This is a genomic window from Pannonibacter sp. XCT-53, from assembly GCF_009915765.1.
GTDB classification, from domain to species: Bacteria; Pseudomonadota; Alphaproteobacteria; order Rhizobiales; family Stappiaceae; genus Pannonibacter; species Pannonibacter tanglangensis.
Map to the genome: position 1 here is coordinate 227,652 of NZ_JAABLQ010000002.1, position 25,023 is coordinate 252,674.

General features: G+C 66.5%; 23 protein-coding genes. 6 read left to right on the top strand and 17 right to left on the bottom strand.

Annotated elements, in window-relative coordinates:
- Positions 1 to 22: 22 nt before the first annotated feature.
- The 3 genes from GWI72_RS15795 to GWI72_RS15805 form a co-directional block, all read right to left on the bottom strand.
- The gene (locus tag GWI72_RS15795; RefSeq protein ID WP_161709312.1) at positions 23 to 1,120 is read right to left on the bottom strand and encodes a 5-(carboxyamino)imidazole ribonucleotide synthase; all 1,098 of its coding nucleotides are present in this window, start codon (positions 1,118 to 1,120) and stop codon (positions 23 to 25) included.
- Positions 1,121 to 1,129: 9 nt separating this feature from the next.
- Positions 1,130 to 1,639, bottom strand: coding sequence for a 5-(carboxyamino)imidazole ribonucleotide mutase (gene purE / locus GWI72_RS15800; RefSeq protein WP_161709313.1), 510 nt, complete (start codon positions 1,637 to 1,639; stop codon positions 1,130 to 1,132).
- Between the two features lie 163 nt (positions 1,640 to 1,802).
- The gene (locus GWI72_RS15805; protein WP_161677266.1) at positions 1,803 to 2,009 is read right to left on the bottom strand and encodes a YdcH family protein; all 207 of its coding nucleotides are present in this window, start codon (positions 2,007 to 2,009) and stop codon (positions 1,803 to 1,805) included.
- 377 nt (positions 2,010 to 2,386) lie between these two features.
- Between GWI72_RS15805 and GWI72_RS15810 the strand changes: the two genes are divergently transcribed.
- A complete protein-coding gene (locus tag GWI72_RS15810) occupies positions 2,387 to 2,566 on the top strand; it encodes a YdcH family protein (RefSeq protein ID WP_161677265.1) in 180 nt (59 codons plus the stop codon).
- 217 nt (positions 2,567 to 2,783) lie between these two features.
- On the opposite strand, the gene rpmE is transcribed toward GWI72_RS15810, so the two are convergent.
- Positions 2,784 to 3,008, bottom strand: a complete 225-nt coding sequence (gene rpmE / locus GWI72_RS15815; protein WP_161677264.1) for a 50S ribosomal protein L31 — start codon at positions 3,006 to 3,008, stop codon at positions 2,784 to 2,786.
- Positions 3,009 to 3,344: 336 nt separating this feature from the next.
- On the opposite strand from rpmE, the gene GWI72_RS15820 reads away from it, so the two are divergent.
- On the top strand, positions 3,345 to 5,150 hold the full coding sequence (locus GWI72_RS15820) for an ABC transporter transmembrane domain-containing protein (protein WP_244314386.1): 1,806 nt from the start codon (positions 3,345 to 3,347) through the stop codon (positions 5,148 to 5,150).
- Positions 5,151 to 5,231: 81 nt separating this feature from the next.
- Here the strand turns inward: GWI72_RS15820 and GWI72_RS15825 are convergent, their stop codons facing one another.
- Entirely contained in the window at positions 5,232 to 6,023 is a 792-nt protein-coding gene (locus tag GWI72_RS15825) for an SDR family NAD(P)-dependent oxidoreductase (protein ID WP_161709315.1), read from the bottom strand.
- Positions 6,024 to 6,241: 218 nt separating this feature from the next.
- A complete protein-coding gene (locus GWI72_RS15830; RefSeq protein ID WP_161709316.1) occupies positions 6,242 to 8,158 on the bottom strand; it encodes a propionyl-CoA synthetase in 1,917 nt (638 codons plus the stop codon).
- Between the two features lie 225 nt (positions 8,159 to 8,383).
- Between GWI72_RS15830 and GWI72_RS15835 the strand changes: the two genes are divergently transcribed.
- Both GWI72_RS15835 and GWI72_RS15840 read left to right on the top strand, forming a co-directional pair.
- A complete protein-coding gene (locus GWI72_RS15835; RefSeq protein WP_161709317.1) occupies positions 8,384 to 9,169 on the top strand; it encodes a sulfite exporter TauE/SafE family protein in 786 nt (261 codons plus the stop codon).
- 72 nt (positions 9,170 to 9,241) lie between these two features.
- Entirely contained in the window at positions 9,242 to 10,888 is a 1,647-nt protein-coding gene (locus tag GWI72_RS15840) for an acyl-CoA synthetase (RefSeq protein WP_161709318.1), read from the top strand.
- Positions 10,889 to 10,973: 85 nt separating this feature from the next.
- On the opposite strand, the gene rcdA is transcribed toward GWI72_RS15840, so the two are convergent.
- Positions 10,974 to 11,513, bottom strand: coding sequence for a protease adaptor protein RcdA (rcdA, locus tag GWI72_RS15845; RefSeq protein WP_161677258.1), 540 nt, complete (start codon positions 11,511 to 11,513; stop codon positions 10,974 to 10,976).
- 377 nt (positions 11,514 to 11,890) lie between these two features.
- The gene (locus GWI72_RS15850; RefSeq protein ID WP_161709319.1) at positions 11,891 to 12,091 is read right to left on the bottom strand and encodes a DUF1192 domain-containing protein; all 201 of its coding nucleotides are present in this window, start codon (positions 12,089 to 12,091) and stop codon (positions 11,891 to 11,893) included.
- 283 nt (positions 12,092 to 12,374) lie between these two features.
- Here GWI72_RS15850 and GWI72_RS15855 point away from each other — a divergent pair, with 283 nt between their 5' ends.
- Together GWI72_RS15855 and GWI72_RS15860 are read left to right on the top strand one after the other, a co-directional pair.
- Positions 12,375 to 13,388, top strand: coding sequence for an NAD(P)H-quinone oxidoreductase (locus GWI72_RS15855; RefSeq protein ID WP_161677256.1), 1,014 nt, complete (start codon positions 12,375 to 12,377; stop codon positions 13,386 to 13,388).
- Positions 13,389 to 13,613: 225 nt separating this feature from the next.
- Entirely contained in the window at positions 13,614 to 14,348 is a 735-nt protein-coding gene (locus GWI72_RS15860; protein ID WP_161677255.1) for a DUF1013 domain-containing protein, read from the top strand.
- A gap of 471 nt (positions 14,349 to 14,819) precedes the next feature.
- Here the strand turns inward: GWI72_RS15860 and GWI72_RS15865 are convergent, their stop codons facing one another.
- The 9 genes from GWI72_RS15865 to gap form a co-directional block, all read right to left on the bottom strand.
- Positions 14,820 to 15,851, bottom strand: a complete 1,032-nt coding sequence (locus tag GWI72_RS15865; protein ID WP_161677254.1) for a peptidoglycan -binding protein — start codon at positions 15,849 to 15,851, stop codon at positions 14,820 to 14,822.
- 4 nt (positions 15,852 to 15,855) lie between these two features.
- Complete coding sequence (locus GWI72_RS15870) at positions 15,856 to 16,851, bottom strand: flagellar motor protein MotA (protein ID WP_161677253.1); 996 nt, start codon at positions 16,849 to 16,851, stop codon at positions 15,856 to 15,858.
- Between the two features lie 187 nt (positions 16,852 to 17,038).
- On the bottom strand, positions 17,039 to 17,833 hold the full coding sequence (locus tag GWI72_RS15875; protein WP_161677252.1) for an inositol monophosphatase family protein: 795 nt from the start codon (positions 17,831 to 17,833) through the stop codon (positions 17,039 to 17,041).
- Positions 17,834 to 17,912: 79 nt separating this feature from the next.
- Positions 17,913 to 18,476: an elongation factor P gene (gene efp / locus GWI72_RS15880; protein ID WP_161677251.1), complete on the bottom strand. Its 564-nt coding sequence runs from the start codon at positions 18,474 to 18,476 to the stop codon at positions 17,913 to 17,915.
- A gap of 138 nt (positions 18,477 to 18,614) precedes the next feature.
- Positions 18,615 to 19,922 (bottom strand): tetratricopeptide repeat protein, encoded by a 1,308-nt coding sequence (locus tag GWI72_RS15885; RefSeq protein ID WP_161709320.1) that lies wholly within the window; start codon positions 19,920 to 19,922, stop codon positions 18,615 to 18,617.
- Positions 19,922 to 20,563, bottom strand: a complete 642-nt coding sequence (locus GWI72_RS15890) for a thiamine phosphate synthase (protein WP_161677249.1) — start codon at positions 20,561 to 20,563, stop codon at positions 19,922 to 19,924. The genes GWI72_RS15885 and GWI72_RS15890 overlap by 1 nt, the downstream gene beginning before the upstream one ends.
- 313 nt (positions 20,564 to 20,876) lie before the next feature.
- Entirely contained in the window at positions 20,877 to 21,944 is a 1,068-nt protein-coding gene (fba, locus tag GWI72_RS15895) for a class II fructose-bisphosphate aldolase (protein WP_161677248.1), read from the bottom strand.
- A 537-nt stretch (positions 21,945 to 22,481) separates the two neighbouring features.
- The gene (locus GWI72_RS15900) at positions 22,482 to 23,675 is read right to left on the bottom strand and encodes a phosphoglycerate kinase (RefSeq protein ID WP_161709321.1); all 1,194 of its coding nucleotides are present in this window, start codon (positions 23,673 to 23,675) and stop codon (positions 22,482 to 22,484) included.
- A 191-nt stretch (positions 23,676 to 23,866) separates the two neighbouring features.
- Positions 23,867 to 24,877 (bottom strand): type I glyceraldehyde-3-phosphate dehydrogenase, encoded by a 1,011-nt coding sequence (gene gap, locus GWI72_RS15905; protein ID WP_161677246.1) that lies wholly within the window; start codon positions 24,875 to 24,877, stop codon positions 23,867 to 23,869.
- Positions 24,878 to 25,023 lie beyond the last annotated feature (146 nt).

Here is a 25,023-nt window from a genome sequence, read left to right on the forward strand (position 1 = left end):
TGTCAGGGCACGTCAGGACACGTCAGGATCGGGGCGCGATCCGGTTGACGTGGCCCATCTTCCGGCCCGGGCGGCTCTCCGCCTTGCCGTAGAGATGCAGCCGGGCCGCGGGCTCGGTCAGGATCGTCTGCCAGGCATCCACCTCGGCGCCGATCAGGTTCTCCATCACCACGTCGCTGTGCCGCGCGGCGCTGCCCAGCGGCCAGCCGGCAACGGCACGCACATGCTGCTCGAACTGCGACACGAGGCAGGCGTCCTGCGTCCAGTGCCCCGAGTTGTGCACGCGCGGGGCAATCTCGTTGACCAGCAGATGCTCGTCCGCACCCGTCCCGACCACGAACATCTCCACCCCGATCACCCCGACATAATCGAGGGCGGTGAGGATCTGACCGGCGATCTGCCGGGCCGCAGCCGCAGTCCCGGGGCTCACCTTCGCCGGCACGGTGGACGTCTTCAGGATGTGGTGTTCGTGGTGGTTCTCGGTGATGTCATAGGCAGCGACCTCACCGGTGACGCTCCGCGCGGCGACGACGGACACTTCCTTCTCGAAGGGGATGAGGGCCTCGAGGACCAGTCCTGCGCCGCCAAGGCTGGTGAAGGCTTCGGCTGCAGCAGACGCGTCGCGGATCATCACCTGGCCCTTGCCGTCATACCCGAAACGGCGGGTCTTCAGGACGCCCTTGCCGCCGAAGCGGGCGAGGGCCTGCGTCAGGTCGGACAGGGTGTCGATGGCGGCGTAGCCGGCAAGAGCAATCCCGGCTGCCGCAAGGAAATCCTTCTCGCTCAGCCGGTCCTGCGCCACGGCGAGGGCGCGCGGCCCCGGGCGGACCGGGACGCGCGAGGCCAGATGCGCGGCGGTGGGACCGGGCACGTTCTCGAATTCATAGGTGACGACGTCAACCGCGGCCGCGAAGGCATCGAGCGCGTCGAGATCGTCATAGGCGGCCAGGGTGTGGCGGGCGGCGACATCGAAGGCCGGGCTGCCGGCTTCCGGGCAGTGGACATGCACCTTCAGGCCGAGCGCAGAGGCGGCTTCCGCGAGCATCCGGCCGAGCTGGCCGCCACCCAGGATGCCGATGGTCTGTCCGGGGCGAAGGATCCGGGCGGGGCTGTCGGTCATGGCTGGCTGTCAGTCCTCGTCGGTCGGAAATTCGGCGACGGCGTCCGTCTGCGCCGCGCGGAAGGCATCGAGGCGCTCGGCCAGGGGCTTGTCGGTCAGGGCGAGCACCGAGGTAGCCAGGATCGCCGCATTGACCGCACCCGCCTTGCCAATGGCCAGGGTGCCGACCGGAATGCCGGCCGGCATCTGCACGATCGAGAGCAGGCTGTCCTCGCCCTTCAGGGTGCGCGATTCGATCGGCACGCCGAAGACCGGCAGCGGGGTCAGCGCCGCCGTCATGCCCGGCAGATGCGCCGCGCCGCCAGCGCCGGCGATGATCACCTTGACGCCGAGGTCGCGGGCGGCCCGGGCGAAGTCGAACATGCGCTCAGGGGTGCGGTGGGCGGAGACGATCCGGGCCTCATAGGCGACGCCAAGCCGCTCGAGGGTTTCGGCGGCGTGCTTCATGGTCGGCCAGTCCGACTGGCTGCCCATGATGATGGCGACCGGTGCGGCGGCCGCGGCGTTCCCATTGGCCATTGCGTCTCCTTCGCGTGAGGCGGGTTCCGGGAAGGCGCGGATTATAGGGAGTGGCGGCTGTGGCGCAAGGGCAGCCCCGCTGTTGCGCTGCAAAAATGCCGCCTGGGTGCGATCCTGGTCCGATCCGGGGCCTCTCCGGGGCGCGGCCGGCTGACCGGGTCGCTCAGGCGATGATGTCGGGGAAGAGCTGGTCCTCGATGGCGGCGATCCGGTCGCGGATCAGCAGCTTCTTCTTCTTGAGGCGCTGGAGTTGCAGGGCATCCGCGCTGCCGGTCGCCGCAAGCGCCTGCACGGCGGAGTCGAGGTCGCGATGTTCCTGGCGCAGCTGGGCCAGTTCGATTCTCAAGGCTTTTTCGTTGGCTTCCGACATCGCACTCCCCAGACACACTTCCCGTGCCGCCAGTCGTACCGGAGGAACCCAAGTCCTCATCCGGCGGTTTACACGTGGCTGTGCTGCCATTCACAGCGAAACCGCAGGCCGGCAAAGGGCTCGTCGCGAGCCCAATTTGCCGTGCCGACGGCTAACACATGGTTTCCGGCCGCAGATCCTGACAGCTTCCGCGAACCCTGCGTCACATCAACGTTCAAAATCCTGAAATGGACTTAAACCTTACGTAATCGTAGGATTCGTTTTGCAGTGCGATATGCAGGAAATGCGGAGCGGATCGCGATTTCTGCATTCGACAAGCCGGCAAAACATGTGGCACCATCTTGCGGTCTGAGCCAATAAGACAAGGAGCATCTTCCATGTCAATGCAGTCGCACATTGCAGAACTGGAACGCCGTCATGCTGCCCTCGAGCGGCAGATCGAGGACGCCCTGCTGCACCCGAGTGTCGATTCCCTTCAGGTCGCCGATATGAAGCGACGCAAACTCAGGCTCAAGGACGAGATCCAGAAACTGCGAGAAGACGACACGTTCCACTGAACCGCGTTTTGCGTCTGTCGCCGCGCCCGGGAAGGGTCCGCCGCGCGGCGTCCGGTTCCAGGATGGTCCCGACAGGGACCGTGCCGACAAGCAAGCCCCGCCTCAACCAGGCGGGGTTTTTTGTCGGGTGGCCCGGGCAGCAAAAAACCCCCGCAGCGGTGGCTGCAGGGGTTCTCGCGAACAGGCCTGTCCGGGCGCGACAGCCGCGCCACGAGGCTTACGAGCCGAGGAAGCCCGCGAACTTGTTCTTGAAGCGCGACACGCGACCGCCACGGTCCATGATCTGGCGCTCGCCACCGGTCCAGGCCGGATGGGAGATCGGATCGATGTCGAGGGCGAGGGTGTCGCCTTCCTTGCCGTAGGTCGAGCGGGTGAAGTACTCGGTGCCATCGGTCATGACGACCTTGATGGAGTGGTAATCGGGATGGATGTTCGCTTTCATCGCCGGTCCTTTCCAGCACCTGCCCTCAGCCTCTCGGCCGGCCGGCGAAGTGCATTATCCTGACTTTTCCAGGACAGCCCTCGCGCGAGCGCCAGACGGTCCCTTGAAACATGAGGCGCTGCTATATCGTAAGACGGCTGGCAAAACAAGGGCAACTGCGCCGGGTCTGCGGCCTTTTTCCGCTTGGATTTCCCGGGGCGATGGGCCAACTGTCGCTCGAGCGGCATCATGCGAGAAGTGGAGATTTCCGTCTTGTCTACCCCAGGCAACCGGCCGGACCAGGCAACAGCAGGGCAGGGCCCGACGACGGAGGGGCGCCGCTCGCTGCGGCCGCTGATGCAGCTTGTGCCCTATCTTGGCCGCTACAAGCTGATGATCGCCGCCGCCCTGCTGGCGCTGGTCAGCGCTGCCGCGACCACGCTGGTGCTGCCGATGGCCGTGCGTCAGATGATCGACCATGGCTTCGGCGCGGACGACCCGCAGCTCGTCAACAGCTATTTCCTGTTGCTGGTGGCCGTGGCCGGTGCCCTTGCGCTCGCCAGCTCCTGCCGTTTCTTTCTGGTGATGTGGATCGGCGAGCGCATCGTCTCCGACGTGCGCGCGGATGTCTTTGCGCATCTCACCCGGCTCAGCCCGGCCTTCTACGACAGCGCCAGGTCGGGCGAGATCCTGTCGCGCCTGACCGCCGACACCACGCAGATCAAGTCGGCCTTCGGCGCCAGCGCCTCGGTCGCCATGCGCAATTTCGTGATGTTCGTCGGGGCGGTGTCGCTGATGGTCTACACCAGCCCCCGGCTGTCGGTGATCGTGCTTGCCGCGATCCCGGTGATCGTCCTGCCGCTGATCGGTTTTGGTCGCATGGTGCGCAAACGGGCCAGGGCTGCGCAGGACACGATTGCCGAATCCTCCGCCTTCGCCTCGGAAATGCTGGGCTCGGTCCGCACCCTGCAGGCCTTCACCGCCGAGAAGCAGGCGGCATCCCGCTATGGCACGGCAGTGGAGACGGCCTTCCAGGCCGCCCGGGGCGCGCTGGGTGCCCGTGCCCTGCTGACGGGCTTCGCCATCTTCGTCATCTCTTCCAGCGTTGTCGCCGTGCTGTGGATCGGTGCCGGTGACGTGTTCGCCGGGCGGATGACCGGCGGCGAGCTGGGCCAGTTCCTGCTCTACTCGATCCTGGCCGCGGGAGCGCTCGGCGAGCTGTCGCAGGTCTGGGGCGAGATCTCGCAGGCTGCGGGCGCCGCCGAGCGGCTGGCCGAGATCCTGCGCATCCGGCCGGCAATCCAGGCTCCGGCGCATCCGAAGGCCCTGCCCGTGCCGCCACGCGGCGAGATCCGGCTTGACGGTGTTGCCTTTGCCTATGCGCCGGGTCCGGAGAGCGGGGAGGGGCTTGCCGCAACCGGGAGCGGACCCGGCGCCAGTGCGGCCGATCCGGCCAGTCCTGTCGTCCGGGGGGTCGACCTGGCGATCGCCGCCGGCGAGACCGTTGCTCTCGTCGGTCCCTCGGGGGCGGGCAAGTCCACGCTGTTTCATCTGCTCATGCGCTTCTACGACCCGACCGCGGGCTCGGTGCGCCTCGATGGCGTGGACCTGCGCGACGCCGATCCGGAAGCCGTGCGGGCGCGCATCGCCCTCGTGCCGCAGGACACCGTCGTCTTCGGGTCGACGGCGGCGGACAACATCGCCTATGGCCGGCCGGGCGCAAGCCGCGAGGAGATCCGCCGGGCGGCGGAGCTGGCCCGCGCCCATGACTTCATCATGGCCTTGCCGCAGGGCTATGACACGGTTCTGGGCGAGCGCGGCATTACCCTGTCCGGCGGGCAGCGGCAACGGATCGCCATCGCCCGGGCGGTGCTGAAGGATGCGCCGGTCCTGTTGCTCGACGAGGCCACCAGCGCGCTGGATGCGGAAAGCGAGACGCTGGTGCAGCAGGCGCTGGAGCGGCTGATGCAGGGGCGGACCACGGTCGTGATCGCGCACCGGCTGGCGACCGTGCTCAAGGCCGACCGGATTGTCGTGATGGATCAGGGGCAGATCGTCGAGAGCGGCACGCACGCGGAGCTGGTTGCCCGTGACGGCCTTTATGCGCGCCTGGCGCGCCTGCAGTTCGAGACCGGGGCAAGGGCCCTGCGGGACGCCAGCTGACCTGACCAGGCAGGCGCCAGCCCGCAGGCGGCCCCGCCCGGAGCCGGGCGGGGCGCAAGGCCGGGACTGCTCGATGCGGGATCAGTCAGCGTCGGGAACGGCGACCGTGTAATTCAGCGGCAGACGTCCACCATCGACGAAGATGGTCTGGCCGGTGATGTAGGACGCATCGTCGGACGCAAGGAAAGCGGCCACGGACGCGATCTCGGAGGGTTCGCCGACCCGGCTCAGCGGCGTGCGCGACAGGATGCGGTTGCGTGCCGCCTTGTCGGAGTTCACCGAGGCCAGCATGTCGGTCATGATCGAGCCCGGGCCGATCGCGTTGACACGGATGCCGTACGGGGCAAGGGCGAGCGAGGTCGCCTTGGTCAGCTGCGACATGCCGCCCTTGGACACGCAATAGGGGATCTGGGACGGGATCGCCAGGACCGCATTGACCGAGGACATGTTGACGATCGCGCCGGGGGTGCCGCCCGCCTGGACCTTCTCGACCATGTGCCGGGCAACCGCCTGGGAGGCCAGGAAGGCCCCCTTCAGGTTGACCTGCAGCACCCGGTCGAAATCGGCTTCCTCAAGCGTCAGGAAGTCGGAGCCCACGGCAATGCCGGCGTTGTTGACCAGGATGTCGATGTCGCCGAAGGCATTCAGGGTCTCGGCGACCAGGTTGCGCACGTCCAGCTTCTCGGCAACGTTGCAGCTGACATAGATGACCTCGCCGAGGCCCTTCAGCTCCTCGACGGCCGCTTCGCCGGCTTCGTCGTCGACATCGGCAATCACGACCCTGGCTCCGTCATGCAGGAACCGTTTGGCAATCGCAAAGCCGATGCCGCGGGCGGCGCCAGTGATGATGGCGACCTTGTTGGTGAGGGACAAGGGAATATCCTCGTTGTTGACCAGCGATAGATGCAAGCCGCAGGGCGCGGCATGCGGGCAACAATAGGGTCAAGCGGCAGGGCTGTCGATGCCCCGGCGGCGGTTGGCCAACAGGTGTGAACGTGACGCTGCGGGAGGATCAGCAGCATGACGCTGCGACATTTCGCCCGCCCGGGGGAGCGCTGCGGACGGTGCCGGGCGACCGTCCGCAGGGGGGCTCAGGCTCGCGTGCGGACGCCGTAGGCGTTGAGCGCTGCCTCGATTTCGGACAGGATCGCCGGGTCGTCGATGGTGGCCGGCATCTTGTACTCCAGCCCGTCGGCGATCTGGCGCATGGTGCCGCGCAGGATCTTGCCCGACCGTGTCTTCGGCAGACGGTCGACGGTGATCGCGATCTTGAAGGCGGCCACGGGACCGATGAGATCCCGCACCCGTTTCACCAGCTCGGTCTCGATCTCGGCATGGCTGCGGCTGACGCCGGCCTTGAGCACGACGAACCCGCAGGGCAGCTGGCCCTTGAGCTGGTCGGCGATGCCGATGACCGCGCATTCCGCAACGTCCGGATGGCCTGACAGCACTTCCTCCATCGCGCCGGTCGACAGCCGATGTCCTGCCACGTTGATGATGTCGTCGGTGCGCGCCATGATCGAGAGATAGCCGTCCGCGTCGATGACGCCGGCATCGGCGGTCTTGTAGTAGCCGGGAAATTCATCGAGATAGGCCGAGCGGAAGCGCTGGTCGGCGTTCCACAGGGTTGGCAGGCAGCCCGGCGGGAGCGGCAGCCTGACGACGATGTTGCCGAGCGTGCCGGCCGGCAGCGGATGACCGGCGTCATCCAGCACCCGCACGTCGTAGCCCGGCATCGCCACCGTCGGTGACCCGTGCTTGACCGGCAGCATGCCGAGGCCGACCGGGTTGCCGACGATGGCCCAGCCTGTTTCCGTCTGCCACCAGTGGTCGATCACCGGAACGCCGAGCTTGTCCTCCGCCCAGCGGATCGTATCCGGATCGGCGCGTTCGCCGGCCAGAAACAGGGTGCGGAACGTGCTCAGGTCATAGTCGTGGATGAGCCGCCCGGAAGGGTCTTCCTTCTTGATCGCGCGGAAGGCCGTCGGCGCGGTGAAGAGCGCGGCGACCTTGTGGTCGGAGATGACGCGCCAGAACACGCCCGCATCCGGGGTGCCGACCGGCTTGCCTTCAAACACGACGGTGGTGCAGCCGTGCAGCAGCGGGCCGTAGACGATGTAGGAATGGCCGACAACCCAGCCGACATCGGAGGCGGCCCAGAAAACCTCGCCCGGGTTGATGCCGTAGAGGTTCTGCATCGACCACTTGAGGGCCACCATGTGGCCGCCCGTGTCCCGGACCACGCCCTTGGGCTGCCCGGTCGTGCCGGAGGTGTAGAGGACATAGAGCGGATCGGTGGCGGCGACCGGCGTGCAGGGCACGGTTCGCCCCTCGGCCAGCGCCTGGCCCATGGCGGCGCCGAGGTCGAGGTCTCCCGGCCGGTCCAGCGCGGCCCCGAGCTGGGTCCGCTGGATGACCATGACCCGGTCCGGCTTGTGGTCCGAAAGGTCGATGGCGGCGTCAACCAGCGGCTTGTAGGCGATGCTCCGGCCGGGCTCGAGGCCGCAGGACGCACAGATGATGGCCTTCGGCGTGGCGTCATCAATGCGGGTAGCCAGCTCGTTGGCGGCAAAGCCGCCGAAGACGACCGAGTGGATCGCACCGAGGCGCGCGCAGGCGAGCATCGCCATGGCTGCCTCGGGGATCATCGGCATGTAGAGAATGACGCGGTCGCCCCTGCCGATCCCATGGTCCGCCAGGACCGAGGCCATGGCCTGAACATGGTCAAGCAGTTCGCTGTAGGTGTAGGAGCGCCGCGTCCGGGTGATGGGGCTGTCGTAGATCAGGGCCGTCTGGTCTGCCCGACCGCCGTTGACGTGGCGGTCGAGACAGTTGTGGCAGGTGTTCGTCTCGGCACCCGGAAACCAGCGGCCATAGACGCCAAGGGTCGCGTCGAACACGCGGTCGTGGGGTCGAAACCAGTCGATGTCCCTGGCCGCCTCGCCCCAGAAGCCTTCCGGATCCGCCTTCCAGGCTGCATAGGTGTCGTGATAACGGCTGGTGCTCATCGGTCTTTGCTCCTCCCGAAGCATCCGGACCCTGCGTCGGCGGAAGCGGGGCGACCTGCCGATGCGGCATCCTTGTCTCCGTCCCAGAGTGTGCCTGCAACCTGTTGCGCGCAAGAGGCAAAAAAGCCAGTTGCCCTAAGACATTCGCAGGGGCGGGACTTTACGTAACCCCTTTGGCCATGCTGCAAAGGGCGGGTGCTGCTCCTGCCCGCCGGTGACCTTTCCATGCTGCCGCTGTCCGATCCGCTGTTCTATGCCGCCGCCGTTCCGGCGGTGGTCCTGGCCGGCCTGTCGAAGGGCGGCTTCGGCGGGTCCATCGGCATGCTCGCCGTGCCGCTGATGGCCCTGGTCATCCCGCCGGTGCAGGCGGCGGGGATCCTGCTGCCGATCCTGGTCGTGATGGATGTGGTCGGCCTCCTTGCCTATCGCGGCGTCTATGACCGCCGGGCGCTGGTGCTGCTGCTGCCGGCCGGCATCGCAGGGGTCGGTGTCGGCTGGGCCACGGCCTCGCTGGTCAATGACGCCCAGGTGACGTTGCTGGTCGGCGTCCTCTGCCTGGTCTTCGTGGCCGAGCGGTTTGTTCCAAAGCGCGCTGCCGGCCCCGACGCCGACGCGGGCGGGCAGGGGCGGGGCCATCGCCCCCTGGCCGGGGCGTTCTGGGGCGCGATGTCGGGCTTTACCAGTTTCGTCAGCCATACGGGCGGGCCGCCGTTCCAGCTCTACATGGTGCCCCTGAGTCTGGCACCGGCGCTCTTTGCCGGGACGGCCGTCATTTTCTTCGCGGCCATCAACGCCGTGAAGCTGGTGCCCTATTTCTTCCTCGGACAGTTCGACGCCCGCAATCTGGCGACGGCGGCCGTGCTGCTGCCGCTTGCCCCCCTGTCGACGCTGGCCGGGGTCTGGCTGGTGAAGCGGATCGAGCCGCGCCTCTTCTACGCTCTCGTCTATGTTGCCATGGCGGTGATCGGGGTGAAGCTCGTGCACGACAGCGCGAGGCAGCTGTTCGGCTGACCTCAGCCGGATGGCGGATTGCGCGACAGCGTGGCAGCCGCTTTGATAGCGCAGGATCTGGGAGGACCATTCATGCGCGCAGGCGACAGCCCCTTTGACCGTGATCTCGACAAGACCCCGGCCAACTACACGCCGCTCAGCCCGCTGAGCTTTCTGGCCCGGGCGGCGGATGTGTTTCCCGAGCGCCTGGCCGTGGTGCATGGCAGCCAGCGCCTGACCTATGCGGAGTTCTACGGCCGCAGCCGCCGGCTCGCTTCCGTGCTGGCCGGTCTCGGGATCGGAAGGAACGACACGGTCTCGGTGATGCTGTCGAATGTGCCGCCGATGCTCGAGGCGCATTACGGCGTGCCGATGGCCGGCGGCGTCCTGCACGCGCTCAACACGCGGCTCGATGCGGCAATCCTCGCCTTCCAGCTCGATCACGCAGACAGCAAGGTGCTGATCACCGACCGGGAATTTGCCCCGGTGATGAAACAGGCGCTTGCCCTGGCGAAGGTCAGGCCCGTCATCATCGACTATTCCGATCCCGTGTTCCCGCAGGACGGCGAAAGGCTCGGCAGTCTGGACTATGAGGAGATGCTGGCCACCGGCGACCCGGATTTCCGCTGGAGCCTGCCGTCCGACGAGTGGGATGCGATCGCACTCAACTACACCTCGGGCACCACGGGCAATCCCAAGGGCGTGGTCTATCACCATCGCGGGGCCTATCTCCTGGCGCAGGCGAACATTCTCACGGCCTCGATGGGCCGTCATCCGGTCTATCTCTGGACCTTGCCGATGTTCCATTGCAACGGCTGGTGCTTCCCCTGGTCGCTGTCGGTGGTGGCCGGCACCCATGTCTGCCTGCGCTGGGTGCGGGCCAAGGCGATCTGGGACCTGATGGCGGACGAGGGCGTGACCCATCTGTGTGGCGCGCCGATCATCATGTCGACGCTGCTGGGCACGCCGGAGAGCGACAAGCGGCCCCTGCCGCGGGTCGTCGAGTTCTTCACCGCGGCTGCCCCGCCGCCGGAATCCGTGCTTGCGGCGATGCAGGCGGCCGGCTTCAACGTCACGCATCTCTACGGACTGACGGAGGTCTACGGTCCGGCAGTGGTCAATGACTGGAAGGGGGAATGGGATGCGCTCGCGCCGGAAAGCCGCGCGGCGCTCAAGGCCCGGCAGGGCGTGCGCTATGTCGCCCTCGACGGCCTGACGGTGATGGATCCGGTGAGCATGACCGAGGTGCCGCGCGACGGGCAGACCATGGGCGAGGTGATGTTCCGCGGCAATGTCGTGATGAAGGGATATCTCAAGAACGCTGCCGCCACCGCCGAGGCCTTTGCCGGCGGCTGGTTCCACAGCGGCGATCTCGGCGTGATCCACCCGGACGGCTACATCCAGCTCAAGGATCGCTCGAAGGACATCATCATTTCCGGCGGGGAGAACATCTCTTCGATCGAGGTCGAGGACGTGCTCTACAAGCACCCGGCCGTCCAGGCGGCGGCCGTTGTCGCCCGGCCGGACGAGAAATGGGGGGAGACGCCCTGTGCCTTCGTGGAGCTGAAGTCCGGAGCGAGCGTGACCGAGGCCGAGCTGATTGCCTTCTGCCGGCAGCGGCTCGCCCACTTCAAGGCACCGCGCGTGATCGTCTTTGAGGACCTGCCGAAGACCTCGACCGGCAAGATCCAGAAGTTTGCGCTGCGCGACAGGGCCAGGGCGCTTCAGGTCCCGGGCTGACGCGCCAGGTCAGGGGCCTGCCGCATGGCAGGCCCGCAGCACGGGCGGGAAGGCGTCGACCGACCGTGCTGCGGTCTGGTCCGGATCAGCGGTTCGCGCCGAAGGCGGCGAAGATGCGGTCGATCTGCTGTGCGACCGGGTTCTCGGCCGGGGCTTCCTGGACCACGACATCCTCGCGCGGGTAGAGCATGGCGTCCAGATGCTGGACACGCTCCTGCAGGCGGACCGACCGGACCACGAGATCCTGCAGCCGTTCCGGCAGGTCGTTGAAGGCGGTGCCGCCCGTGGACGAGCTCAGCTTGTCGAGACGAACCTTGTTCTTCTCGCTGCCGGCCTGGTCGGCCGTCATCTCGCCCTCGTTCACCGCGCGCTGCAGCAGCAGCCAGGAGGCCAGCTGCATCAGCCGCGTCGTCAGGCGCATGGATTCGGTTGCGTAGGCAAGGGAGGCCGGACGCTCGAGCTGCTTGGATTCGGAGCGGCCATCACCGTCAAGGTAGGACGCGGTCTCCTCGACCAGCGCCATGCCTTCCTGGAACAGGGCCTGGAACTTCTGGGATGCGGCGAGCCGGTCCGCAAAGCTGACCGTTTCGGGCACGGCGGAAAGCTTCTTCGAGTCGTCGGTCATGGGTTTTACGCCTTCTACTGAAACCCGGTCCTCTGCGGGACCTCCTGCAGCCTGTCCTATCCTGGGACGGACAGGCCTTTCGGCTCGAACGTTGCAACTGCCGTGCCAGTTGCCGTCGGGGAGTGCTGTGCAGCTCCAGCTCCTGATTTAACCTTACCCTGTCAACTGCGCAAAAAAAAGAGCCGCGGAACCCGCGGCTCAAAGTCGTTAACAGGGAGGCGTCAAACAGAGTGGACAGGAGCCACTCGAAATCCAGATGACTGGATAGCCCCAGTTATCTCTTGGAAAGCTTAATAACTAGTAAACGATTAAAATTTGAATCAAGAACTGACCCAAAGTGGGTCGGTGACTTCTGGTCAACTTCATCGCTCGTAGAATTAACTAGTCTTTCCGCCAAACAGAGCTTCTGCAGCGGCGCGGACGCTGGTCCGCCGGCGCAGTTCCGCCTCGATCCGGGCGATTTCGGCCCTGAAAATCTCAATGCGTTCAGTGAGTTCGGCTTCCGACAGTCGGGCAAGATCATCTCCTGCCCTGGCCGGTGAAACCTGTGATGCGGAGCGAGGGTCGCTGTCGTCCATGTGCTTCTCCCGAGCTCGAGACTGTCCTGACCCTGAACGATCCCGGCCAGTCGCGAGATCACGATGGCGTGAACGCGACGGGACGCCCGCTGTCCTGCGTCCGCTGCAGCCGCCGGTGTTTCCCGCCAGTCCGCCGGGCGAGGCCGAGCCTCCCCTGCCGCCGGCCGCCGGCCTGCCCCAGCAGCCCACCAGCCGCCCACCGGCCGCTTACCGGTCGCCCGACCTTGCCGGAACCTCGCGTCGGGGGCTAGATGACGACACTTGCCCTGATGGAGACTTCCTGATGTCCAGCATTCCTGCCTCGCTTCCCCGGACCATGACGGCAATTGCTATCACGGCACCGGGCGGACCTGATGTCCTTGCACCGGAAGAGCGGCCCCTGCCGGTCGCCCAGGCCGGCGAGATCCTGATCAAGGTGGCGGCTGCCGGCATCAACCGGCCCGACGTCCTGCAGCGCATGGGGCTCTATCCGGCGCCGAAGGGCGCCTCGGACCTGCCCGGCCTCGAGGTGGCGGGCTGGATTGCCGACATCGGACCGGGGGTCGAGGGGCGGAGCATCGGCGAGGCGGTCACGGCGCTCGTTGCCGGGGGCGGCTATGCGGAATACGTCAAGGTGGATGCCCGCCATGCGTTGCCGGTGCCCGCAGGCCTCAGCATGGCGGAGGCTGCGGCCCTGCCTGAAACCTTCTTCACCGTCTGGAGCAATGTCTTCGACCGCGTCGGGCTCAAGGCGGGCGAACGGTTCCTGGTGCATGGGGGCACGTCCGGGATCGGCACGACCGCGATCCAGCTCGCCAAGGCCTTTGGCGCGGAGGTGTTCACCACCGTCGGCTCCGAACCCAAGGCCGAGGCCTGCCGGGCGCTCGGAGCCGACCACGCCATCAACTACAACACCCATGATTTCGTCGACGAGATCGCCCGACTGACCGGCGGCGAGGGGGTGCATGTCATCCTCGACATGGTCGGGGGGGACTATGTCGAGAAGAACTGGCAGGCCGCCGCAGTGGAGGGCCGGATCTGCCAGATCGCCAACCTCAACGGACCGGCCGAGCAGGTGAACTTCAACCGCCTGATGATCAAGCGTCTGGTGCATACCGGATCGACGCTGCGCCCGCGCGACGGGGCCTTCAAGGCCGCCATCGCCGCAGCCCTGGTCGAGAAGGTCTGGCCGCTCATCGCCAGCGGCCGCATCAAGCCGGTCATGGATTCGACCTTCCCGCTCCGGCAGGCCAACGAGGCCCATCGCCGGATGGAAAGTTCCGGGCACATCGGCAAGATCGTGCTCACGGTTGACTGAGCTGAAAACGGGCTTGCCCCGGCTGCCTCGTGCTTTTTGGCAGGACAGGCGGGGCAATCCGTAGAAATCAGCGGCCGGATGTCGACAATTCGCCGCCGAGGCGGCTGCGAGCATTTGCGTTTCCCGCCGCCAGCACGTATATTGACGGCAATCTCCCATCAATTCGATAGGACTATCGCTTTTTCGCCCGGCCCGGCGAGGAAGCCGACAGGAGGATTTTAGCCGATGTCGAATACGCCGCTCATGCCGAAGGCAACGGCCGTCTGGCTCGTCGACAACACGTCGCTGAGCTTCACCCAGATCGCTGCCTTCTGCAAACTGCATCCGCTCGAGGTGAAGGCGATCGCCGATGGTGACGCCGCGCAGGGCATCAAGGGCCTCGATCCGGTTATCACCGGCCAGCTGAGCCGGGACGAGATCGAGCGTGCGCAGCGCGATCCGGGCTATCAGCTCAAGCTTCAGGCGTCGAAGGTGGTGGTGCCGGAGAGCAAGCGCCGGGGGCCGCGCTACACCCCGGTGTCGCGTCGTCAGGATCGCCCCAACGCGATCCTCTGGCTGGTGCGCAACCATCCGGAACTCAAGGACGCGCAGATCATGCGTCTGGTGGGCACGACCAAGCCGACCATCGCGGCGATCCGCGAGCGCACGCACTGGAACTCCGCCAGCCTGACGCCGTCCGATCCGGTGACGCTCGGCCTCTGCAGCCAGCTCGAGCTGGACATGGAAGTCGAGAAGGCCGCGAAGAACGCCCCGCCGCGTCCGGAAACCGACTACACCGAGCTGCTGGCTCCGGTGGAGGAGACCACGAGCGAGGAGGCCATCGCCGCCGCCTTCACCCGCGACCGCCGGCCGCGCGAAGAGGAAGAGGCGATCGACGCCGATGCCGTGTTCGCCAAGCTCAACTCGCTCAAGAAGTCGCGCAAGGGCGACGACGAGGATGAGGACGACTTCCGCTTCTGAGCGGATCGGACCCCAGACACGCGAAAGGCCGCTGGATCCCAGCGGCCTGAGCTTGATGACAACCCCTCTATCGTCATCCCGGCCCAGCTGAGCGTCAGCGAAGCGCCGAGCCGGGATCCAGATATCAGCCGCGCGAAGCGCGACAAACCTGTCGGTCGCAAGTCGTATCGAGGTGACTTGGTTCTGGGCTCGCTTGCGCTCGCACAGACATGCTGGATCCCGGATCTGCGGTTCGCTGAACGCTCACCTTGTCCGGAATGACGGCAAACTGACGAAACTCCGAAGTTTGTCAGCACTCTGAAGGCCGCTGGATCCCAGCGGCCTTTTTCGTTTCTGGCATCTCTGCGATGCCCGCCTGGCTGTCGCTGCCCGGTCGGTTTGATGGCTGCGAGATGCGGCAATCACATGGGACTGTGTGCTCGCCGGAACACGGCCGTCACCCTGCCCGGCTTGATCGTCCCGGCGGTGCGCTCAGCGTTCGGTCAGCTTCAGCTCGATGCGGCGGTTGCGGGCGTTGACCTCCGGCGTGTCGCCCGGCTCGAGCGGCTGGAACTCGCCAAAGCCGGCGGCCACCAGCCTGCGGGGGCTCACGCCCTTCTCGATCAGATAGCGCACGACCGAAATGGCACGGGCGGCGGAAAGCTCCCAGTTGTTGCGCAGGCGACCGGTGCCCGACAGCGGCACGGCGTCGGTGTGTCCGTCGACGCGCAGCACCCAGTTGATCTCCGAGGGGATCTGGCTTTCCAGCTCGAGGATCGCAGCCGCAAGCTTGTCCAGCTCCTCCCGGCCGCTGGGGTTGATCTCTTCCGAGCCGGAGGGAAACAGCACTTCTGACTGGAAGACGAACCGGTCGCCGACGACGCGGATGTCAGACCGTTGCGACAGGATCTCGCGCAGCCGGCCGAAGAAGTCCGACCGGTAACGGTTAAGCTCCTGCACGCGCTGCACCAGCGCGGCGTTGAGCCGGCGCCCGAGGCTTGCGATCTTGGCCTGGCTCTCCTGCTCCTTGGTCTCGGAGGCTTCAAGCGCCGCATTGGCGGCAGCCAGCTGGCGCCGGAGCGCAGCGATCTGCTGGTTGAGAAGCTCCACCTGCGCCATCGCCCGCTGGCTGATCTGGCGCTCCTCGTCGAGCTGGCCTTCGAGTGTCGCCACTTGCCCGCCGGCGCTGGCGGCTGCCCCCTCGCGGGCCTCCAGAAGACCGGACAGCCGGTCGCGGTCCGCAGTGAGGTCGCCGATGGAGTCCTGCAGGGTGGCGATCGTGGTCTCAAGCTCCGCCGAGGAGGCCCGTTCCAGCGCCAGGAGCTCGGTCAGCTCGCTGATCTGGGCATTGAGACGGTTCAGGACGGAATCACGGCCGGAGAGCTGCTGGCTCAGGAAGAACTGCGCCACCATGAAGATGGACAGAAGGAAGATGAGCACCAGCAGCAGCGTGGTCAGGGCGTCCACGAAGCTCGGCCAGTAGTCCATTTCCTGGATGCGCCGGCGCCCGCGCGACGAGGCCATCGGCTTACTCCTTGGCCCGGTCGAAGGCAGCCGAGATCGAGGTCAGCAGCGTCTCGATCCGCTTCTGCTGCGCGGTCTGGGTTTCAGCCCACTCGCGCATCATCTGCTGTTCCGAGCGCACGTGCTTGACGAGACCCTGGATTCCCTCGGCGAGGTTGGCCATGGCCTGGTTGGCCGCCTTGCCGCCCCCTTCCTCGATGGCGCGCTGCAGCCGTTCCAGCGTGAGCTGCAACTTGTCCAGATCCGGGACGGCTGCCGCTGCCGGCGCTGCCCGATCTTCGGGTTCGATGGCCGTGACGGTGGAGAGCCAGTCTTCCAGCTCGGTGTAGAAGCGGTTCTGCGCCTGGCCGGCCTGCAGATCGAGGAAGCCGAGCACCAGCGATCCGGTCAGACCGAACAGGGAGGAGGAAAAGGCGGTGCCCATGCCGGCGAGCGGGGCCTCGAGGCCAGCCTTGAGATCGCCGAAGATGGCATTGGCGTCGCCGGAGCCGACATCCAGGGACTGGATCGTGGCCCCCACCGAGCCGACCGTCTGGAGCAGGCCCCAGAAGGTGCCGAGCAGGCCGAGGAACACCAGCAGGCCGGTCATGTAGCGGGCGATCTCGCGCGCCTCGTCGAGACGCATGCCGATGGAATCGAGGATGGAGCGGGCGGTCGTCGGCGTCAGCGTCATCTCGCCGACCTTGTTGCCGAGCAGCGTCGCCATCGGCGCCAGCAGCACAGGCGGGCGGCGGACCTCGATGCCCGGATCGCCGATGCGGAACCCGTTGACCCAGTGGATCTCCGGGAACAGCCGGATGACACGTCCGAAGGTCAGGAAGATGCCGAACACCCCGACCAGCACGATCAGGCCGTTGAGGCCCGGGCTGCTCATGAAGGCAACGGCGATCTGCCGGGAGAGGATGAAAGCGATAAAGGCCACGATCACCAGGAAGATGATCATGATCGACAGATACGCCTTCGGGCTGGAGAGGCTGTAGGGGTCGAAATCACGGGCCATGTGCTGCCAAGCTTTCGCCTGTTGCGGGGATGGCCTGTGATAGCGCGATTTTCAAGTCATTGAAAACCGTTAATCGCGCCTTACCAAACGGTTAATTGTCGCCCTTGCAGACGGGGCACACCCCTGCGGCGGGGCAGGAGCCGGCGGAACGGGGCATTTCCCGTCCGTCCGGCGTCTGCGCGCCGTCTTACTCGGCCGCGTTCTTCAGCAGCTTCAGAAGCTGCGCACGCACGAACTCGTTGCCGGCGACGATGGAGCCGGTCTCCAGCATCGTGTCCTTGCCATTGATGTCGCTGACGAAGCCGCCGGCCTCGCGCACCATCAGCAGACCGGCCGCGATGTCCCACGGGTTGAGGCTGTGTTCCCAGAAGCCGTCCAGGCGACCGGCCGCCACGAAGGCCAGATCGAGCGCTGCGGCGCCGCAGCGGCGGATGCCCGCCACTTCCGGCATCACGTGGCGCAGCTCCTTGAGCGCGCGGCCGTGGTCGCCCTTGCCAAGGAAGGGCAGGCCGGTGCCGATCAGGCAGTCCGGCAGGGCATTGCGGTTGGCGACGCGCAGCCGGCGGTCATTCAGGAACACGCCCCGCCCGCGCTCGCAGGTGTAGAGCTCGTCCATGACCGGGTTGAAGATGACACCGGCAACGATCTGACCCTGGCGCTCGAGCGCGATGGAGATGGCGAAGAGCGGAATGCCATGCAGGAAGTTGGTGGTGCCGTCGAGCGGATCGACGATCCAACGGTGCTGGCCGTCCTCGGCCGGGATCTCGCCGCCTTCTTCCATCAGGAAGCCGAAGGCCGGTCGGGCCTTGCTCAGCTCGGCGCGGATGATCTCCTCGGCGCGACGGTCTGCCGCCGACACGAAGTCGCTCGGGCCCTTGCGCGAGACCTGCAGGTTCTCGACCTCGCCGAAATCGCGCACGAGGGCGCGGCCAGCCTTCATCGCTGCCTGGACCATCACGTTGAGGAGAGCTGTACGCGCCATCGAAGTCTGCCGTCTAAAATTGGTTCAGCGCCAGAATGGCGCTGAACACTGAACAAATTGGAACCGGAATGCGGCGGCGTCAGTCGGCGCGGCGCACGTATTCCACGGTGGTGGTGTCGACGATGATCTTCTCGCCGGCGGTGATGAACGGCGGCACAAGCACGCGCACGCCGTTCTCGAGCATGGCCGGCTTGTAGGACGACGACTGCGTCTGGCCCTTCACGACGGCATCAGCCTCGGTGATCGACAGCGTGACGAACTGCGGCAGGTTGATGCCGATCGGACGGTCTTCGTGCATTTCCACGGTGACCATCATGCCGTCCTGCAGGAAGGCAGCGCGCTCGCCAACGAAATCCTTCTGCAGCTCGAGCTGCTCGTAGGTCTCGGTGTCCATGAAGATCAGCATGTCTTCCTGCACGAACAGGAACTGGAAGTCCTTCTGCTCGAGGCGCACGCGCTCGACCTTGTCTTCCGAGCGGAAGCGCTCGTTGAGCTTGCGGCCGTCGATGAGGTTCTTCATTTCGACCTGGGCGAACGCGCCACCCTTGCCGGGCTTGACGTGGTCCACCTTGACCACAGCCCACAGCGTTTCCTGGTGCTGCAGAACGTTGCCGGGCTTGATCTCGTTACCGTTGATCTTCATGGGACGACCGATTGCTTGGGGCGTAGAACTGGCGGCAGCCGCTGCGGGAGCCTGTTCAGCCACGCCGGCGCCAACGAGCCGCCTGTCCACCACAAAACGGCCCCGGTTTCAAGGAAAAAAGCCGATCCGGCCGCGAGATTACGGTGCTGCGGCGGATGGATCATGCGGTTTGGGGATGAGCGAGGCACTCAGCTCTTCCGCCCGCTTCATCGCCTTGTCGACCGTTTCCTTGTCGAGCGAGCCGACGTAGCCGTCGAGTTCCAGGTCGGACAGGCCAAGGGCGCGGGCCACATAATGCCAGGCGGTTGCCTCCACCGGATCCACGTCCCGACCGCGCCCGAAGGCATAGATCCGCGCCAGACGGTTCATGCCGACCGGGTTGCCGGCGATGGCGGCCCGCTCGAACCAGTCGGCGGCCTCCCTCTCGTCCGGCTCCACGCCCCGGCCCTGGAACCGCAGGATGCCATAATAGACCTGGGCGGAGACATGCCCGCGCCGCGCCGCCCGTCCGAGCCAGTTGGCGCCCTTGATCGGATCGCGAACGGTCTCGTTGCCTTCGAGGAACTGCAGGCCGAGGGCATATTGCGCCTCCACGTCCTCCAGGTCGGCAGCCTGCTGCAGCAGGCGGTTGGCCTCGGTCTCGTTGTAGGGCCGGCCTTCCCCGGCCTGGAACAGGATGGCGAGATTGTACATGGCCGCCGGATTTCCGGCCGCGGCCGCGGCCTCGAAGAGATCCGCCGCCCGCTTCTTGTCGACGGCGACGCCATCGCCGGTCAGGTACATCTGGCCGAGACGATAGGCGGCGCCGGTGTCGCCGGCAGCCGCCGCCAGCTGATACCACTCGGCCGCCTTCTTCTTGTCCTGCGTGATGCCAAGCCCGGTCTCGTGCATGACGCCGACGAGGGTCTGCGCGGCCTTGTCCCCCTGTTCGGCCAGCGGCATCGCCACCGCGAGGGCGGTCAGGTAGAGGCCGCGCTGGAACACGCCATAGGCGAAATCGGCCGTAACGGGCTCGCCCGGCTCCATCAGCGGCGGTCCGGCCGCGATCACGTTCGGCAGGATCGGGATCTCGACCACGACCGGCTGCGCCGCGGCATCGGCCGGGGCGGGTTGCGCGCCTTCGGCGGCTCCGGCCGGAGCCGTTCCGGCGCCCGCAGCGGCTGCGCCAGGATCAGCGGTCGGTGCCGGCGTCGCGGGGGCTGTGCTGCCGGGCGCGGGGCTGGCCGCAGGCGGTTCTGTCTGGGCCGGGGGAGCTGCCGGAGCCTGATCCTGCGTCTGGGCGGGCGCAGGGGCCGGAACGGGCACGGGCGTTTGCGCAACAGCGGTCAGGGCCGTGCCCGCCAGCAGGCCGAGGGCGAGGGCGGCGGGCAGTGCCCGCGAGACCGGGTCAGTCCACAGCGGGAGGGGCCGCAGACGGGCTGCCGCTTGCGCAAACGCCAGACGCATCAGCTTTCCTCTTCAAAGGGGTGCTGGTCGAGAATCAGGTTGGCTGCCCGCACGGCTGCAGCCGGTCCGTCGGGATGGTGCCAGACGGCATCCTTCAGGGCAACGAAGTCCGATCCCGTTGCGGCGGTCTCGTCGAGCGTGGACAGGTCATTGCCACCGAGGGCGACGCAAGGGGTGGAGAACAGTTCCGCCCACCACTGCGCCCGCTCGAGCGTCTTGGGGTGCGCTGCGGCCTGTTCCTCAAGATCGAGACGGCCGAACAGGAGGTAGTCGACGCCGGCTTCGGCGATCTCCATTTCCTCATGCTTCAGCTTGGTCCCACCGGCCCCGACAATGCGGGCCGGCTGCAGGCTGTCCAGCGCCAGCTTGATGTCGTCGAAGCCGGTGTCCACGTGGGCGCCGTCCGCCCCGGTGCGCCCGGCGACCTGGGTGTCGCGGTAGACGAGGGCGGCCGCGCCTGCCTTCTGGATCACCGGCACCAGCCTGGCCGCCGTTTCCTGCAGGTCGCGGCTGGTGGCGTCCGGCTGGTAGATGAGCACGCAGGCCACATCTCCGCCGCCGAGGGCCTCATCGAGGCGGGGCAGGAATTCGGCGACGTCGAGGGTGGGCGGAGTGACAAGGTAAAGGCGCGGGCGATTCACGGCGGCATCCGTCGGTTGGCACCCGTCGTCGGGGCGCGTGGAACATACCTATGTCCCTAAAGACGGCAAAAGCACGACGCAAGCGCGGGTTCTGCGTTTGAACCGGATGGCGGCCGAAAAGCGTCTGCAAGGATCCGTCTGCGCATTGCAACTGGTGGTCCACCGCAGAACGTTCAGCCGTCATTCCGGATCTGCGGTTCGCTCGCGCTCACCTTGTCCGGAATGACGACAGAGTGGCTGCAGTGCCATCGAAAACGAAAAGGCCGGAGCACTGCTCCGGCCTTCATGACTGTGTGACGTCCGCGCTGACCGCTTACGCGATCTTGGCGTCGAGCGCGCCGCTCTTGTAGCGGGCGGCCATTTCCGAGAGGGTCAGGACCTTCTTGATCTTGGAAGCCTGGCCGGCGGTGTTGAAGGCCTCGAGGCGCAGCTTGCACAGCTTGGTCATGGCATCGCGGGCCGGCTTCAGATACTTGCGCGGATCGAACTCGCCCGGGTTCTCGGCCAGGATCTTGCGGATCTGGCCGGTCATCGCCATACGGTTGTCGGTGTCGATGTTGATCTTGCGCACGCCGTTCTTGATGCCGCGCTGGATTTCCTCGATCGGCACGCCCCAGGTCTGGGGCATCTTGCCGCCGTACTGGTTAATGATGTCCTGCAGGTCCTGCGGCACCGAGGAGGAACCGTGCATGACCAGGTGGGTGTCCGGCAGGCGGCGGTGGATTTCCTCGATCACATGCATGGCAAGGATCGCGCCGTCCGGCTTGCGGGTGAACTTGTAGGCGCCGTGGCTGGTGCCCATGGCGATGGCCAGCGCGTCCACCTTGGTCTCGCGCACGAACTTCACCGCCTCGTCCGGGTCCGTGAGCAGCTGGTCGTGGCTCAGCTGGCCCTCGGCGCCGTGGCCGTCCTCGGCCTCGCCCTGGCCGCTCTCGAGGCTGCCCAGCACGCCGAGTTCGCCTTCCACGGAAATGCCGCCGAGATGCGCCATCTCGGTGACGGTCCTGGTCACGCCGACATTGTAGGCCCAGTCGGCCGGGGTCTTGCCGTCGGCCTTCAGCGAGCCGTCCATCATCACCGAGGTGAAGCCGGCCTGGATCGCGGTCATGCAGGTCGCCGGCTCGTTGCCGTGGTCGAGGTGCACGCAGACCGGGATATGCGGGTAGATCTCGGTGACGGCATCCATCATGTGCTTCAGCATCACGTCATGGGCGTAGGAGCGGGCGCCGCGCGAGGCCTGGATGATGACCGGCGAGTCCGTCGCATCCGCCGCTTCCATGATGGAAAGGGCCTGTTCCATGTTATTGATGTTGAAGGCCGGTACACCATAGTCATGCTCGGCCGCATGATCGAGCAGCTGGCGAAGCGTAATACGTGCCATGAATAACTCCCGTCGTCCGGCGACTGGCAGTTCCGGCAAGGGCCGGTCCGCCTTCACGATGTCGCTCTGCGTCAAAGCCACGGTGGTTCTAACAAAACACTCCGGATTTGGAAGATGGGCCCCGGAGACATAAATCAATTAAAATGCTGAAACTTGAGCGATTTTTGGCAACAGATTTAATTTGATATTTGAAATATATGCGCCGGCCAAGGCGGAAAATGCAAGGCGGTCCGGCTCATTCGGGAGGCGGCTGCGCCAATGTTCCACGTCATCCCTGTCTATGAGAGCGCTGGCCAGCCGCGCGTTCGCGAGGCGCCGAGCGGGGATCCAGAGATCAGCCGCGCGACGCGCGTCACAATCGGTCAGGCGCTGCCGTATCGGGGATGGGCTCGCTTTCGCTCGCACTGATGCGCTGGATTCCGGATCTGCGGTTCGCTAACGCTCACCTTGTCCGGAATGACGGCACCTGCCTGAAGCGCTGCCCCCCCAAAAAAAACAAAGAGGCGGCCCGATGGACCGCCTCTCCAGAATTCCCGCTCAGGCGCCGAGTGCCTTGACGCCCGGCAGCTCCTTGCCTTCCAGCCACTCGAGGAAGGCGCCGCCTGCCGTCGAGACATAGGAGAAATCGCCTGCTGCCCCGGCGTGGTTCAGCGCTGCGACCGTGTCGCCGCCACCGGCGACGGACAGCAGCTTGCCGTCCTTGGTGCGGGCGGCGGCGTGCCGGGCGGCGGCAACCGTGGCGCGGTCGAAGGGCTCGATCTCGAACGCGCCGAGCGGGCCGTTCCAGACCAGTGTGGCGGCACCATCGATCCTGGTCTTGACCGTCTCGATGGAGGCGGCCCCCACGTCCAGCATCATTGCATCCGCCGGGATCGCGTCGAGGCCGACGGTCTCGTTGGCCGCGCCGGCCTTGAACTCGCGGGCAACGACCGCATCCACCGGCAGCACGATCTCGCAGCCAGCCTTCTCGGCGGCGGCCATGATCTTGCGCGCGGTGTCGGCCAGGTCATGCTCGCACAGCGACTTGCCGACATTGACGCCCTTGGCGGCGAGGAAGGTGTTGGCCATGCCGCCGCCGATGACGAGCAGGTCGACCTTGCCGACGAGGTTTTCGAGCAGGTCGATCTTGGAGGAAACCTTGGCACCGCCGACGACCGCCAGAACCGGGCGCTTGGGCTGGCCAAGTGCGGCACCGAGCGCGGTCAGTTCGGCCTGCATCGAGCGACCCGCATAGGCGGGCAGGTGATGGGCGAGGCCCTCGGTCGAGGCATGGGCGCGGTGGGCTGCCGAGAAGGCATCGTTCACGTAGATGTCGCCGTTCTCCGCCAGGGCCTTGACGAAGTCGGCGCCGTTCTTCTCTTCCGCCTTGTGGAAGCGGGTGTTTTCCAGCAGCAGGATGTCGCCGTTGCCGAGCTTGGCGACGGCGTCAGCAGCAGCGGCGCCGATGCAGTCGCTGGCGAAGGCGACCGGGCGGCCGACGACAGCGGCGACGGCCGGGGCAACCGGCGCAAGGCTCATGTCGGCCACGACCTCGCCGTTCGGGCGGCCGAAATGGGCGAGCAGGATCACCTTGGCGCCAAGGCCCGACAGGTCGCGGATGGTCGGGGCAACGGCACGGATGCGCGTGTCATCGGTGATCTTGCCATCCTTCATCGGGACGTTGAGGTCAACACGGACGAGGACGCGCTTGCCGGCGGGATCCTTGATGTCGTCGATGGTCTTGAAGGACATGGAATAACTCCTTTGGGAGGGGCACTCAGGGCCGGGAGGGACTGGAGGCAACGGCAAGCCGGGTGCCGATCCACGACACCGCAGCAGGCGTTCGGGCATGGCCTGTCCCCGCATAGCGAAAAAAGAGGGCGGGCGCCGCAGCCGGCACCCGCCCTTGCATCACATCGGATGGGCCGGAACGGCCATCATCCTCAGATGTGCTTGGCCAGCGCCACCGCAGTGTCGGACATGCGGTTGGAGAAGCCCCACTCGTTGTCGTACCAGCTCATGACGCGCACCAGGGTGCCGTCCATGACCTTGGTCTGGTCCATGTGGAAGATGGACGAGTGGCTGTCGTGGTTGAAGTCGATGGAGACCAGCGGCTCGTCGGTGAAGCCGAGGATGCCCTTCAGGCGGCCATTGGCGGCATCGCGGATGGCGCTGTTGATCTCTTCGACCGTGGTGGCGCGCTTGGCGATGAACTTGAAGTCCACGACCGAGACGTTCGGGGTCGGAACGCGCACGGACACGCCGTCCAGCTTGCCGTTCAGCTCCGGCAGGACGAGGCCCACGGCCTTGGCGGCACCGGTCGAGGTCGGGATCATCGACATCGCGGCAGCGCGGGCGCGGTACAGGTCCTTGTGCATGGTGTCCAGGGTCGGCTGGTCACCGGTGTAGGAGTGGATGGTGGTCATGAAGCCCTTCTCGATGCCGATTGCGGCATTGAGGACATAGGCCACCGGGGCAAGGCAGTTGGTGGTGCAGGAGGCGTTGGACACGACCAGGTCGGCTGCGGTCAGCGCATCGTGGTTGACACCGAACACGATGGTCTTGTCGGCCCCGTTCGACGGAGCGGAGACGAGCACGCGCTTGGCGCCGGCGGCCAGATGGATCTCGGCCTTCGGCTTGTCGGTGAAGATGCCGGTGCATTCCATGGCCACGTCAACGCCGAGCTCGCCGTGCGGCAGGTCCTTCGGGTCGCGGATCGCGGTCACCTTGATCGGCTTGCCGCCGTTGATGCGGATGCTGTCACCCTCGACAGTCACCGACGCCGGGAACTTGCCGTGAACCGAGTCATGACGCAGCAGGTGCGCATTGGTCTCAACCGGGCCCAGGTCATTGATGTGCACCACCTCGATGTCGGTCCGGCCGGACTCGACGATCGCGCGGAGCACGTTGCGGCCGATGCGGCCAAAACCATTGATAGAAACCTTCGTCACCATGAGACACTCCCCGAGCATGCGTGGCGCCACCGTTGCGTGCGCCCGTGCGCCGGTCCCGCGATCGGGTGATGCGGTTCCGGCCGTCCGTGGGATGGAGGGCTCCATCCCGTCATGAGGGACGCGCCCGCGATCCTGCGGGCACGCCT